This is a genomic window from Bariatricus sp. HCP28S3_D3 (assembly GCF_052065755.1).
Classification (GTDB): domain Bacteria; phylum Bacillota; class Clostridia; order Lachnospirales; family Lachnospiraceae; genus Allocoprococcus.
Genome location: NZ_JBQHTK010000029.1, coordinates 21,188 through 35,873, shown reverse-complemented (window position 1 = coordinate 35,873; position 14,686 = coordinate 21,188). Strand labels below are relative to the sequence as shown.

13 protein-coding genes and 2 tRNA genes are annotated in these 14,686 nt (G+C 42.5%); 13 read left to right on the top strand and 2 right to left on the bottom strand.

Annotation, left to right across the window (positions count from 1 at the left end; genetic code table 11):
- Positions 1-152, bottom strand: a 152-nt coding sequence (locus ACTNB3_RS14285) for a rubredoxin (RefSeq protein WP_427808296.1), incomplete at its 3' end; no start/stop codon positions are given.
- Positions 153-624: 472 nt separating this feature from the next.
- Here ACTNB3_RS14285 and ACTNB3_RS14280 point away from each other — a divergent pair.
- The 13 genes from ACTNB3_RS14280 (at position 625) to ACTNB3_RS14220 (ending at position 12,896) form a co-directional block, all read left to right on the top strand.
- Entirely contained in the window at positions 625-1,749 is a 1,125-nt protein-coding gene (locus tag ACTNB3_RS14280; RefSeq protein WP_427820191.1) for a sugar ABC transporter substrate-binding protein, read from the top strand.
- Between the two features lie 121 nt (positions 1,750-1,870).
- Entirely contained in the window at positions 1,871-3,397 is a 1,527-nt protein-coding gene (locus tag ACTNB3_RS14275; RefSeq protein WP_427808298.1) for a sugar ABC transporter ATP-binding protein, read from the top strand.
- Positions 3,384-4,334, top strand: a complete 951-nt coding sequence (locus ACTNB3_RS14270) for an ABC transporter permease (RefSeq protein ID WP_427808300.1) — start codon at positions 3,384-3,386, stop codon at positions 4,332-4,334. Before ACTNB3_RS14275 ends, ACTNB3_RS14270 begins: the two co-directional genes overlap by 14 nt.
- Before the next feature lie 12 nt (positions 4,335-4,346).
- Positions 4,347-5,306, top strand: coding sequence for an ABC transporter permease (locus ACTNB3_RS14265; RefSeq protein ID WP_427808302.1), 960 nt, complete (start codon positions 4,347-4,349; stop codon positions 5,304-5,306).
- Between the two features lie 78 nt (positions 5,307-5,384).
- The gene (locus tag ACTNB3_RS14260; protein WP_427808304.1) at positions 5,385-6,389 is read left to right on the top strand and encodes an N-acyl homoserine lactonase family protein; all 1,005 of its coding nucleotides are present in this window, start codon (positions 5,385-5,387) and stop codon (positions 6,387-6,389) included.
- A 95-nt stretch (positions 6,390-6,484) separates the two neighbouring features.
- On the top strand, positions 6,485-7,750 hold the full coding sequence (locus tag ACTNB3_RS14255) for a Tm-1-like ATP-binding domain-containing protein (protein ID WP_427820189.1): 1,266 nt from the start codon (positions 6,485-6,487) through the stop codon (positions 7,748-7,750).
- 57 nt (positions 7,751-7,807) lie between these two features.
- Entirely contained in the window at positions 7,808-8,413 is a 606-nt protein-coding gene (locus ACTNB3_RS14250) for a class II aldolase/adducin family protein (RefSeq protein WP_427808361.1), read from the top strand.
- A gap of 23 nt (positions 8,414-8,436) precedes the next feature.
- Complete coding sequence (locus ACTNB3_RS14245) at positions 8,437-9,162, top strand: GntR family transcriptional regulator (protein WP_427808308.1); 726 nt, start codon at positions 8,437-8,439, stop codon at positions 9,160-9,162.
- A gap of 175 nt (positions 9,163-9,337) precedes the next feature.
- Positions 9,338-10,612, top strand: coding sequence for a RuBisCO large subunit C-terminal-like domain-containing protein (locus tag ACTNB3_RS14240; protein ID WP_441026432.1), 1,275 nt, complete (start codon positions 9,338-9,340; stop codon positions 10,610-10,612).
- A 116-nt stretch (positions 10,613-10,728) separates the two neighbouring features.
- Positions 10,729-10,959, top strand: a complete 231-nt coding sequence (locus ACTNB3_RS14235; protein WP_427808314.1) for an HPr family phosphocarrier protein — start codon at positions 10,729-10,731, stop codon at positions 10,957-10,959.
- A 171-nt stretch (positions 10,960-11,130) separates the two neighbouring features.
- Positions 11,131-11,202: transfer RNA gene (locus ACTNB3_RS14230), tRNA-Glu, on the top strand.
- Positions 11,203-11,228: 26 nt separating this feature from the next.
- Positions 11,229-11,299 (top strand) — tRNA-Cys (locus tag ACTNB3_RS14225).
- A gap of 235 nt (positions 11,300-11,534) precedes the next feature.
- Positions 11,535-12,896, top strand: coding sequence for a uracil-xanthine permease family protein (locus ACTNB3_RS14220; RefSeq protein ID WP_441026430.1), 1,362 nt, complete (start codon positions 11,535-11,537; stop codon positions 12,894-12,896).
- 64 nt (positions 12,897-12,960) lie between these two features.
- Here the strand turns inward: ACTNB3_RS14220 and pckA are convergent, their stop codons facing one another.
- Entirely contained in the window at positions 12,961-14,565 is a 1,605-nt protein-coding gene (gene pckA, locus ACTNB3_RS14215; RefSeq protein ID WP_427808318.1) for a phosphoenolpyruvate carboxykinase (ATP), read from the bottom strand.
- Positions 14,566-14,686: the final 121 nt, after the last annotated feature.

Sequence of the window (14,686 nt, the reverse complement as noted above, 5' to 3'; positions counted from 1 at the left end):
GCTTCTGAAAACTGATCTTTTCCTACATTGCAGAGTGGGCATTCGAAATCTTCAGGAATATCTTCCCATTTGGTTCCAGGTTCGATTCCACCTTCCGGATATCCCTGTTCTTCGTCGTATTCCCAACCACAAACATCGCATACATATTTCATAGTTAAAGTCTCCTTTTATTTATTCCCTTTAGGGATATTACATAAAGCACCAATATGCCTTTATGTAGAGAACATTATACCGCAAGGAAATAAGGAAAACAAGAAATTCTAGTACGAAAGATGTAAATATTTCATAAATACAAGTAGATTGGATAAAATATCCAATTGGTAAAATTGTACATGGCAGAAAATGCCGTGATTAAGAGGAAAAATAAAGATGCAGATTTAAAATATAACAGTAGCTATAAGGTGTGGTTGTGGAAAATGTCTATTTGTCAAAAAAGTGACAATTGAAAATATTTACAGAAAATTCTGAAATGATTTGTGAATAATAGATAAAAATATGAGCTAAAAAGAGAAAATACCTATTTAATATTGACATACAAAACCATAGGTGCTATATTAAGTACAACAAGATTGTATCCAATATCCGATATCCAAACGAATCGGACAAAAGAAAAGGAGGAAGAAAATGTTGAAGAAAAAGTTAGTATCAATTTTGTTGGCAACAACGCTTGCATGTACGCTTTTTGCGGGTTGCAGCACACCGACTAAGGAGAGCGGCGGAGAAGGAACAACGGCTGAGAAAACTGAGACAAAAGAGAACACCTCATCAGGGGAAAGAGAGGCAGCTACTGTAGTTGATGCAGACAAACTCCCGGTAAAGGGAATCGGAGCTCAGATCACTTCAGATGTTAAGGCAAAAGAAGAGTATAAAATTGGTTATATTGCAAAGAATACGACCAATCCTTACATGGTTGCTCAGTCTGAAGGTGTTAAGAAGGCCGGAGAAGATATGGGATTTGAGGCCGTAACTCAGGCACCGTCTACTGCAGACAGCGTAGAAGAGCAGGTAAAGATCATGGAAGACATGATTCAGCAGGATATGGATGTCATCATCGTTCATTGTGCAGACTCTAACGGAATTATGCCAGGTGTAAGAAAAGCACAGGAAGCAGGAATTCTTGTACTTACAATCGGAACACCGGCATCAGAGGATACATTCTTAAGAACAGGTGTTGATTACAAAGAAACCGGTTATACTATTGCAAAAAAAATGGCAGAAGAACTAGGTGGAAAAGGTAACATCATTATTCTTGAGGGTCCTCCGGGAGCAGCGAATGCAATTGAACGTCTGGAAGGTATCAAAGAAGCTCTTGCTGAGTATCCGGATATCGAAATTGTTGCTTCACAGACTGCTAACTTCAAGAGAACAGAAGGTATGTCTGTAACAGAGAACCTGCTTCAGAAATATACAGATGTTCAGGGTATTATTGGATGTAATGATGAAAGTGCACTTGGTGGTCTTCAGGCACTGAAGGCAGCAGGAATGACAGATGTACTGGTTGCAGGCTTCGACGGAAGTGTTGATGCAACAAATGCTGTAGAGTCAGGCGAAATGTTTGCTACATATAATACCGATCCATATGGTTCTGGATATATTGCATGTGCATATGCAGTAAAATACTTGAATGATGGAACAGAACCAGAAGGCAAATTCATCCCATTCCCGACAGCATCAAATGATCCGGTTATTACGAAAGATACAGTAGCAGATTACAAAGAAAATGTAGCTTGGTGGAAGGTAGTTCAATAAGAACTCTCATTGTATAATAAGAATTTGTGTTTAGAGATTTCACCCATTCATCCCCGTGGATTTCCACGGGGATGAATAAAAAGGAATACGATTCGGAAAAGAGAAGCGAAGAGGTGAAAAAATGAGCAAAACGATTTTGACAGCAAGCCATATTACAAAAATATTCCCTGGAATGAAAGCACTTGATAATGTGGATTTTGATCTTAGGGAAGGTGAGGTACATATTCTTGTCGGAGAGAACGGCGCGGGAAAAAGTACTTTGGCAAAAGTAATACTTGGCGCGTACAAGGCGGAGGAAGGCGAGATTACCTTCGAAGGCGAAAAAGTTAAATTTAATGGAACAAAAGATGCACTGGAAAAGGGAATTGTTGCGGTGTATCAGGAATTTACACTGGTTCCATATATCAGTGTGGCACAGAATATTTTTCTAAATCGAGAATACAAGACGAAACTGGGGCTGATTGACCATAAGAGGATGGAGGATGAAGCCCGGGAACTGCTTAAGTCTTTAAATTGTGAATATATTGATGTTAAGAGTTATGTGAAGAATTTGAGTGTGGCTGAACAGCAGATGGTAGAGATTGCGAAAGCACTGTCTTTTAAACCGCGTGTTATGGTGTTCGATGAACCGACAGCAACACTTTCAGAACGAGAAGTTGATTCACTTTTTGCGCAGATTCACAGATTAAAATCGGAAGGAATCGGTATTATCTATGTGTCTCACAGAATGCAGGAATTTCCGCTGATCGGAGACAGGATTACAATCCTTAGGGATGGAGTGAAGATTAAAACCGTTGGCATAAATGATTGTACGAATGAAGAACTGGTTAACATGATGGTTGGACGAGATGTTTCCCAGGTATATGTCCGTACAGAGAATAAACATGATGGTATTGCGCTTAGAGCTGAAAATCTTTGTGACTATCACGGTAAAGTAAAGAATGTGAATCTGACTCTTAAGAAAGGGGAAATTGTCGGTATAGCCGGACTTGTAGGAGCGGGACGTACTGAGACGGCAGAGCTCCTTTACGGAATTCGCCCGATTAAATCAGGAAAAGTTTATATCAAAGGCGATGAAGTTTTACCAAAATCTCCGATTCAGGCAACAAAACTCGGTATCGGTCTTGTGAGTGAGGACCGAAAGAAACAAGGACTGGCTTTGGATGAATCCATTGCATTGAATACGGTCGCAGTCAGTCTCAAGAAGATATTCCCGAATTTCTTTATTTCCTATAAGAAAATAAGAGAAGTTGCGCTTGACTATAAAAAACAGCTTCGCATTGCGACGACAAGTGTAAATAAAGCGTGTAAATATCTTTCCGGTGGTAATCAGCAGAAAGTTGTATTGGCGAAATGGTTGAGTTTTGACCCGGATATTCTGATTTTTGACGAACCGACACGAGGAATTGACGTTGCAGCTAAAATGGAGATATACGGGCTGATGGATAAATTGGCGTCGGATGGAAAAGCGATTATTATGATATCTTCTGAACTTCCGGAAGTTATCGGTATGAGTGACAGAATTTACATCATGCATGAAGGGGAAATCGTGGACGAGGTGAAGAGAGGAGAAGAGGAATTCAACTCAGAAGCTATTGGTGCACGAATGATGCTGGGAGCAGGAGGTGTTGAGAATGCAGAAAACTAGTATAAAGCAAAGAATGAAATCAATCCCTCCGGTAGCGTATATGCTGGTCGTTATCATCGTAGTATTCAGCTTTATGGATCCGCATTATCTTTCATTCTCGAATTTCCGGAATGTTCTGATTCAGTCAACACCACTTATGATTGTGGCTTTTGCGCAGACCTGTATTGTATTGACACAGGGAACAGATCTGTCCCTTGGAGCACAGGTCAGCTTTGTTACTGTATTTACGGTGTTCTTGGCACAGCATGGAATTATACTGGAAGTAGCAATGGTGATTTCCGTGCTTTGCACCATGCTGATTGGCGCAATCAATGGATTGATCGTAGCGAAGGGAAATATCCCTCCATTCATTGCAACTTACGGTATGCAGAATATTGTTAACAGTATTTCACTGTTACTGACGGCAGGATCTTCTATTTATTTTGACAGCTTTACCTATCGAATTGTAACAGAGACAACAATTCTGGCTATTCCGCTTATGGTATGGATAGCGGTTCTGGTATTTATTATGGTATGGATTGTGCTGAGAAAGACGAAGTTCGGAACCAATATTCACGGACTTGGCGGCAACAAAGAAGCACTTGTACTGGCAGGTATCAATCCGGTAAAATGTCAGATTAAAACATTTGCATTTGCCGGTATGATTGCAGGTATTGCCGGTATCATTACTTTATGTCGAGTAGAGTCCGGACAGCCAACTGTGGCAAACGGATGGGAATTCCAGGCTGTTGCAGCGACCCTTCTTGGTGGAACCTCTCTTCGTGAAGGAAAAGGCGGTGTAACAGGAACCATATTTGGTGTGCTTTTGATCCAGATCATCAAGAATGGTCTGAATGTAGTCGGTGTACAATCCATTTACCAGAATGCGATTATCGGATCCATTGTACTTGCAGCCATTATTATCGATGCGGTTGTCCGTATTCGTTCAGAGAAATAGGAGGATGAGGACATGAATGCAAAGAAAATATTTGAAGAAATAAAAAGCTCAAAAGTATTTTACAGCCTGGTCGGACTTATCATCCTGATAATATTGTCAGCAATTATTGCGCCGAATTTCAGATCGCTGGACAACATAATCACGATTTTACGACAGGCAAGCGTACTTCTTGTACTTAGCTCAGGGCTGACAGCCGTACTTCTTACCGGTGGCATGGATTTATCGGTGGGGGCAACGGCAGGTTTTATCGGCTGTATCTGCGCACAGCTCCTTAAGAGTGGGGTTCCGATTCCGCTTGCGGCACTTGCAGGAATCGGCATCGGAATGATCGTCGGCTGCATCAATGGACTTCTGGCAGGAATTCTGCCGAGTTTTATTGCAACATATGGTACGAACTGGGTAATGAGCGGTCTTGCGGTTATCGTTATGCAGGGAGCTGTTATCTATGATCTGCCAAAAGGATTTACACAGATCGGTGTTGGATATACGGGACCAATCCCGAACTTGATCATCATTGCAGCGATCGTGGTAATTATCATCTATGTTCTTTTACAGAGAACAACCTATGGACGACAGGTGTATGCATACGGTTCAAATCCGACGGCAGCAAAATATGCGGCAATCCCGGTTAAGAAGATTATGGTATCTGCTTTTATGATGTGCAGTATGTGCGCCGGAATGGCAGGTATGCTGATCACAGCACGACTGAATGCGGCAGATGCGGCCATGGGTGACAGTTATGGACTTCAGACAGTTGCTGCAGTTGTAATTGGTGGAACGTCCATGCTCGGTGGAGAAGGAGGAGTAATCGGTACTGTAATCGGATCTCTGATCCTGACCGTCATCGTAAATGTAATGAATTTAAAAGGAATTCCATCCTTTGCACAGGGGCTTGTTGTGGGTATCGTAATTATCGCTATGGTATTGTTTGATACTTACACAAAGAGAAGACAGGAAAGAAATGCAGCATAAATAAAATGTAAATCAATATGAATTAAAATTGGCAGCAATTTTAAGATAATAAACGAAAAGAAAGTGAGGAGAATTATTATGGCATTAACAATCAGACCACTTAATTCCGGTTATATTCCAACAAAACCATTGGAGTACTGGTATCATTTCTCTTGTAAAAAATATGTTGAAAAAATGGGAATCAATAATGAGCAGGATCAGCTTCCGGATTTCACATTCTTGATTGAAGGAGGAGAACAGCTTATACTGGTAGATACAGGTATGTCATGGAATGAGCATGCTGATAAGTATCACCACGGACCGTCTATGCAGAGACCGGGAATCGATGATATTGAATCCCGTTTGGCTCAGGTAGGATACAAACCGTCAGATGTTGATATCGTTATTTTTACACATCTTCACTGGGATCATGTATTCTATCTTGAGAAATTTACAAAAGCACGTTTTATCTGCCATGAAATTGAATGGGAATACGCACATAATCCGATTCCGCTTCATTATAAATCATATTGTAGACCAATTATTGCAAAAGATGGCGATGTTACTGTTGGTGATCAGTTTATTGCTCCGTATGATCAGCCGGGAGTATATGAGCGTTTTGAAACGGTAAAAGGTGAAGTGGAGATTGCTCCTGGAGTAAGCGTATATGAAGCATTCGGACATTGCCCGGGACATATTACAGTTGTGGTTGAGACAGAAGACGGACCATACTACTGTGTTGGAGACTCTGTATTCGTTATGGGAAATATCGATGCTCCGCAGGCTATGCAGGATGAATTACATTATGATATCTGCCCTCCGGGACGTTATGTGGATATTGTTGCTGCATGGAAAACGATTCGTGACACACTTCGCCGCTGTAAGGAAGCCGGAGTAGATCCACATAAACATCTTCTGCTTGCACATGATGTAATCCTTTCAGCAGCAGTAGAAAAATATGAGGATTCTCATGACAATAAGATTCCGGTAATCGGACTTAAGGACACGGATTTTGTATATGAAGAATACAAATCTGCAATCATCGATAAAGATGCTAAGAAAGCTGCAAAGAAAGCAGAAACAAAATATTTTAGTGAAAATTAGTCTATCAAGAGAAATGCCGCCGACTGCGTCAGCGTAGGGGCGAAGACCCCGCAGTATGGCTGCGGGGTTTTTGGGTTGAGTAAAGGAGTAAAGAAATGAAAACAATAGCGATCATCGGAAGCTGCGATACCAAATATCGCGAAGTTAAATTTATGAAAGAACAGATTGAGGCTGAAGGGATTTCTGCACTTGTCATTGATGTCGCTACTGGTCCAAGCCCGTCCTGTAATTATGACGTGTCAAGAGCTGAGGTCGTAGAGAATGCCGGGAAAACATGGGAAGAGCTGGAGCCGAGGACAAAGGGAGAAAAGATCGGTTTTATGATGGAAGCTGCAGCCTGTTATGTGGAAAAGTTGTATAAAGAAGGAAAAATTGACGGAATTTTGTCTGCCGGTGGTCTGCAGAATACGGTTATGGCAACAAATGCAATGAAAAAGCTTCCGATTGGCTTTCCAAAGGTTATGGCTACGACGGTAGCATGCGGAAAAAAGACGTTTGATCTGGTTGTCGGTGACAAGGATATTGTTGTGATTCCGTCAATCTGCGATTTTACCGGGTTGAACATGGTGACAAAACAGATTATGGCGAATGCCTGTGCGTGTTGTGTCGGTATGGTGAAGCATGCGGGAAAGGTTCTGCAAAAGGGGAAAAAGCCGGTTGTGGGAGTAACACTGATGGGAATCACAAATACGGGAGCCTGCGCGGCGGTTGATGAACTGGAACGACTTGGAGTAGAAGTGATCGGTTTCCATTCAACGGGTGTTGGCGGTGCCATTATGGAACAGATGGCAGCAGATGGCCTGATCGATGGAATCCTAGATCTTACTGTTCACGAGATCACTTCCGAATATTTCAAAGATAAGATCGGAAGAGGAGGATTCTCCTATGGAGAGGATGCAAAATATAGACTTGTAAAGAGCGTTGAGAAAAAAGTCCCGCTGGTTGTGAGTACGGGAGGACTGGATTTTGTGGATTTTGCAGTCAATGAATTCCCGCCCCGAATGGAGGAACGTGTATATATGCTCCATAATGCGACCATGGCACATATCAAGATTCTCCCGGATGAAGCAGAAGAGGTTGCAAAAAGGATGACAGATCGTTTGCAGAAAATCGATTATCCGGTCAAGCTATTGCTTCCTACGGAGGGGATGCGCCACAATACGAGAGAAGGCGAGGAACTGTATTATAAAGAAGTAGACGATACGATTCTTCGTGCCATGAGAGAAAACGGTAATGGGAACATCGAGATTATTACGGTTCCGGGAAATCTCGATACGAAAGAATGGGGAATCCAGGCAGCGCATTATATGATAGATGAACTCCGTGAAAGAGGTGTTATCGGAGACGAAATACAGTATTAGATGCAGAACATAGCAACAAATCGTGGCAAAACAGCACACAGGAAAGGATTGGAAAATATGACAGAAGATGTAAAAAAAATAGCAGAGGAACTTGTCATAGCTGCAAAAAGAGCTTATACTAGAGGTATACAGACTGGCAGCGGTGGAAATGTAAGTGCGAGAGTTCCGGGGAAAGACTTGATGATTGTAAAGGCCAGCGGGGGTTCTTTTGCGGATTGTGCGCCAGATAAGTTTGTAATTACCGATTTCGATGGAAATCTGGTTGAAGGAGAGGGCAAACCTACAAGAGAAGCTTTATTACATGGGTTGCTGTATCGGATATGCCCGGAGGTGAATGCCGTTGTTCATACACATTCACCGTATTCGATTGCATGGGCATCTACGGAAAAACCACTTCCCAGAACTACATGGCATTCTAAATTAAAAATTTGTGCAGATATTCCTACTCTGAATGTACCGGCGGCCATGGTAAAGCCGGAATATTTCTCAATGGTAGAAGAGATATATAAAGAGAATCCTGACCTGCCGGCATTTTTACTGGTAGATCACGGGCTCGTAGCAGTTGGAAAAGACGCAATCAATGCGGAACATAATGCAGAATTAATTGAAGAGACCGCACAAGTGGCTATATTAAAGGCGGCCGTATCAAAGCTTGGCTTGTAAATCTGACTATAGGTGAAAGCTAAATGAGAACTAATATGCGTATAACAATGAATGATTTGAACACAGATACTCTTCAGCACAGTAAGCTGCCGGATCTGGTTCTGGATAAGCTTATGGAATGGATCATGAGTGGCAAGCTTTCGATGGGAGATAAGCTGAATACGGAGGAACTGGCAACCCAGCTGGGAGTAAGCAGGATGCCGATCCGCGAAGCACTCAGTAATCTGGAGAAGAAGGGCCTGGCAGAATCTATTCCGTATGCAGGAACAAGACTGGTGACACTTACGAAGGAAGATGTAAGGCAGATTTATATAGCACGAACAGCGTTGGAACCGATTGCTGCAAAATATGCCTGCGAGAAGATCACGGATCAGGAGATTCGGCATTTAAGTGAGATCCAGGAGGAATATAAGCGTATTGTACGTGGAAAAGAACTTGATGCGGTGGAAGTGTACCAGCAGAATCGTTTGTATCATTTCTCTATATACAAGGCAAGTCAGCTGGATCGTATTTGTGTTATGATTGAATCATTATGGGATAATCTTTCCTTCTTTAAACTGATCTACGGACAGAAATTGCTGGACAGTGAGGAATCAAGGGAGAAGATGATCGCGGAGCATCAGAGCTATCTGGATGCATTGAAGAGAAGAGACAGCGAACTGATCTATCGTTTGCTGCAACAGAATTTGAAAAGCAGAGCGGAGAATATTCCTTATTATTCCGATGTGTATTTTCATGAAAACGCATAGTAGTAAAGCAGAATTATAGTATAAGGACGGAAGAGCCTGAGTGTCTGAGCGGCACCTGGGCTCTTTCTTTTGCTCTATATGCAACTCATTTCCATAGAGAGCAAAATCTTTTGTCCTTTGGAAATTGGAAGAAGAATTGGACGGAGGTAAACTTCGACTGGGAAAGGAGCCGTAAATGGATTCGGTATTATACACATTAGCAGAAAATATCCGCGAACAGAATTATGTGATTGCAACTTATTACATTAAACTCCCGAAAGAGACGGATGTTTTCAAAAAAGCGTCGACGCTGGCGATTGGGCAGACGATTGGAACCTGGATCCCAATTCCGGGTATTACAGATGAGATTCGAGAAAAATATATGGGGAAAGTAGTCAATATTTTTGATGTTCCGTCATTGGATCTTGTGACACAGATTGATACGGATGAAAGAGAATATATCATCCAGATTGCCTATCCGGCTGTTAATTTCAGTACAGATCTGCCGCTTATGATTACGTCCCTTCTGGGAAATGATGCGTCAACTTCAGCACAGGTAAAGCTGCTGGATATTGAATTTCCTGAAGAATATGCGTCTGAATTTGAAGGGCCGTCATATGGGATTGAAGGAATCCGTAAATTTGCAGGCATTCAGGAAAGACCTATTTTGCTGAATATGATCAAACCCTGTACAGGGCTTACCCCGAAAGAGGGAGCAAAGATTTTCTATGAAACGGCATTGGGAGGAGTAGATTTTATCAAAGATGACGAGCTTCTGGGAAATCCTCCTTATAGCAAACCCGAGGAAAGAGTGCGTGAATATAAGAAAGCGGCGGAGGCGGCTTATGAAGAGACCGGAGAAAGAGTGAAATATTTTGTCAATGTAACCAGTGGTGCAGGAGAGATTCTGGAAAATATCCGCCGTGTTGAAGAGGCAGGAGCAGATGGCATTATGGTCAATTTTGCGGCGGTCGGTTACAGCGTGCTGAAAGAGGTAACTGAGGCAACGAAATTGCCGGTTCTGGGCCATGCGGCAGGTTCTGGAATGTTCTACGAAGGAGTATTGAATGGAATGTCTTCCCCGCTTGCAGCAGGTAAACTGGCCAGACTTGCAGGGGCGGATATCGTAATGGTAAACACGCCATATGGAGGATATCCATTGAATCATCAGAAATATATGCAGACAGTAGCACAGCTTGTACTTCCGTTTTATCATCTTAAGCCTTCTATGCCTTCAATTGGCGGAGGCGTGCATCCGGGTATGGTAGAGAAATATATTGGAGAAGTGGGGAAAGATATTGTGCTCGCGGCAGGCGGCGCAGTGCAGGGCCATCCGGGAGGCGCAGCAGCAGGAGCAAGAGCCATGCGTCAGGCAATTGATATTGTAATGAGCGGCGCCGATTTTGAAGAAGCAGCGAAAGAGAAAGAAGAACTTTGTATAGCGCTGAAAATGTGGAAATATGTAAAATAAGACGAAGAAATTATTCAAAAAAGCACAAAAAAATATGTGATATTGGATATTGTATTTTGGATATAAAAATGCTATACTCACTTCGGATAATGGAAATGTGAGAAGGAGGTAGTCAAATGATCAGGGAAATTATGTTAAATACATCTAATGATCTTAGAGATTTTATGCACCTGGCGTGTTCTTCGCCAATGGATATCGGTGTACATACGATGGATAACCAGATTGCTGATGGAAAGTCTGTTTTGGGGTTGATGGCAATTGATTATAAAAAACCGGTTCGTGTGATTTCTGAAGATGTTAAATTTATGAAACAGCTTGACCGTTGGGCTGTGGACGAGGCTGAATAACAAGAATCAAGAGATGGAGCAGAAGGAATCCGGCAGTGAAACTTTCTGCTTCATAACCAGATTTCTTTCTACAAAATAAAATAAAAAAATAAAAAAAACACTTGCAAAAACTTTTAAGCTGTGTTAATATATCTTTTGTCAGCGGGTGAACGGCTGATGAGAAATAAATAAGGCTCCGTGGTCAAGCGGTTAAGACATCGCCCTTTCACGGCGGTAACACGGGTTCGATTCCCGTCGGAGTCATTGAGCGTAAGCTCTCAATTGAATATGGCGCCATAGCCAAGTGGTAAGGCAAAGGTCTGCAACACCTCTATCACCAGTTCAAATCTGGTTGGCGCCTTTAAGGAAAAACCCAGAAATTTATGTTTCTGGGCTTTTTTCTGTAATATTTATACATAATTTGTAACTGTTCAGGGCCAAGCAGATTTGTCAAAAAAAGGGCTATGAATGCTTGCATTCGTGAGCACTTTTTTGTACAAATCTATTTGGCGGATACGCCACACTGAGGAAATACGGAGTGTTTTCGAGGTTGGCTCTGAACAGTTACCCATAATTTTAAATAAGGAGGAAATGTGATGCGAGGGAGTACAAAGGAGTGCAGTATCAGCAATATTTATAAGCTGGATGGAAGGGTTCCGGTGAGCAAGGCGATTCCGTTCGGACTGCAGCACATTTTGGCAATGTTTGTGTCAAATCTTGCACCGATTACCATTATTGCGGGAGCGGCACAACCGGCACTGAGCCAGGAGCAGATCGCGATGCTTTTGCAAAATGCCATGTTTGTGGCAGGTATCGCAACGTTAATTCAGCTCTATCCGGTGTGGAGGATTGGTTCCAGGCTTCCGATCGTAATGGGAGTCAGTTTTACATTTGTGACCGTTCTCAGTACGGTTGCGGCAGGCTACGGATACCCGTCAGTGATCGGAGCAGTGCTGATTGGTGGTGTTTTTGAAGGAACATTGGGACTTTTGGCGAAATACTGGAGAAAGATCATTTCTCCGATTGTGTCGGCTACTGTGGTAACAGCTATAGGATATTCTCTGTTTACCGTGGGGACGAGATCTTTTGGCGGCGGTTATGCAGATGATTTTGGATCCGTACAGAATCTGATATTGGGGACTGTGACATTAGTAACCTGTTTGCTGTGGAATATATTTGCAAAAGGCTATTTAAAGCAGTTGTCAGTGCTTGCAGGACTTACCGTGGGATATATTCTGGCGATTTTCTTGCATAAAGTTGATTTGAGTCTTATCATGTCCGGGGGAATTATTTCACTTCCGACATTGCTTCCGTTCAAACCGGAATTCCATCTGGGGGCAATTATTTCCGTATGCATCATTTTCCTGGTATCGTCAGCGGAAACGATAGGAGATACATCTGCTATGGTGTCAGGAGGCTTGGATCGTGAGATTGAAGGAAGGGAAATTTCCGGTTCTCTGGCATGTGACGGATATGCCTCTTCCGTTTCGGCGCTTTTTGGATGTCCGCCGGTAACGTCTTTTTCACAGAATGTAGGACTGATTGCTATGACAAAAGTGGTAAACCGTTTTACGATCATGACCGGGGCGGTTTGCATGATCCTGGCAGGACTTTTGCCGCCGGTAGGTAATTTCTTCGCATCTCTTCCGGACTCGGTTCTTGGAGGATGCACACTGATGATGTTTGGAACCATCATGGTTTCGGGAGTTCAGATGATCGCTAAATGCGGATTTGATCAGAGAAATACCACGATAGCGGCACTTTCACTGGCAATCGGCATAGGATTTACTTCCGCAAGTGAAAATGCAATCTGGAGTGTATTTCCGAAAGTTGTACAGACGGTCTTTGCGGAAAATGTTGTGGCGGTTGTATTTGTGGTCTCTATTATCCTGAGCCTGATTTTGCCGAAAGATATGGATATTAAAAAAGTAGAAGAAAAGAATGTAGATGCGGAATAGGAAACGTATCGTGAGAAAAATGGGGCTGTCATGCGACAGCCCCATTTGTAGAATTTGGAATGAATTATAACTGCGGACCAGCCGGAACAAGAGCTTTTCCTGCATCATTACCTTCGTATTTAGCGAAGTTCTTAATAAATCTTTCAGCAAGATCTTTTGCTTTAGCTTCCCATTCAGCAGCATCAGCGTAAGTATCGCGTGGATCAAGGATACCTGTGTCTACGCCCGGAAGTTCTGTCGGTACTTCGAAGTTGAAGTACGGAATCTTCTTGGTAGGAGCATTCAGGATATCTCCGTTCAGGATTGCATCGATGATACCACGGGTATCGCGGATAGAGATACGTTTACCTGTTCCGTTCCATCCGGTGTTAACCAGGTATGCCTTTGCTCCGCTTACTTCCATCTTCTTAACAAGTTCTTCTGCATATTTTGTCGGATGCAGTTCAAGGAATGCCTGTCCGAAGCATGCTGAGAAGGTTGGAGTCGGTTCTGTGATTCCACGTTCTGTACCTGCAAGTTTTGCTGTGAATCCTGACAGGAAGTAGTACTGTGTCTGCTCTGGAGTCAGAATAGAAACCGGAGGAAGAACACCGAATGCATCTGCTGACAGGAAGATTACATTCTTGGCTGCAGGAGCGGAAGAAACCGGACGAACGATATTTTCAATGTGGTTGATCGGATAAGATACACGAGTATTTTCTGTTACGCTCTTATCGTTGAAATCGATCTTTCCTTCTGCGTCTAATGTAACGTTCTCAAGAAGTGCATCACGTCTGATTGCGTTGTAGATATCCGGCTCGGATTCTTTGTCAAGGTTGATAACCTTAGCGTAGCATCCGCCTTCAAAGTTAAATACGCCATTGTCATCCCAGCCGTGTTCGTCATCACCGATGAGGAGACGTTTCGGATCTGTGGAAAGTGTTGTTTTACCTGTTCCGGAAAGACCGAAGAAGATAGCTGTGTTCTCACCGTTCATATCTGTGTTTGCGGAGCAGTGCATAGAAGCGATGCCCTTCAGCGGCAGATAGTAGTTCATCATAGAGAACATACCTTTCTTCATCTCTCCGCCGTACCATGTATTAATGATAACCTGCTCGCGGCTTGTAATGTTAAATACAACAGCGGTCTCAGAATTCAGGCCTAATTCTTTATAATTTTCAACTTTTGCCTTAGAAGCGTTGTATACAACGAAGTCTGGCTCAAAATCTTTCAGTTCTTCTTCTGTAGGCCGGATGAACATGTTCTTAACAAAATGAGCCTGCCATGCAACTTCCATAATGAAACGGATAGCCATGCGAGTGTCCTTGTTAGCGCCGCAGAATGCATCTACAACAAAAAGTCTCTTATCAGAAAGTTCTTTGATTGCGATATCCTTAACTGCGTTCCATGTTTCTTCGGTTGCAGGGTGGTTATCATTCTTATATTCATCACTTGTCCACCATACAGTGTCTTTGGAATTCTCATCTACTACGATAAATTTGTCTTTAGGAGAACGTCCGGTATAAACACCTGTCATTACATTGACTGCACCAAGTTCGCTTTCCTGTCCTTTTTCAAATCCTTCAAGTTCCGGTTTGGTCTCTTCTTCGAATAACATCTCATAAGAAGGATTGTACACGATTTCTGTAGTTCCGGTAATTCCGTACTTGCTTAAATTGATTTCTGCCATTTCGTTTAACCTCTTTTCTAGTAATAATATACCTACCTTAATAAATGTAGGGGTTTACGAGATTCAATAAAAGAAGTGGAAAATCCAACTTCTTTCCCTATAATTATACATAAATATCGAA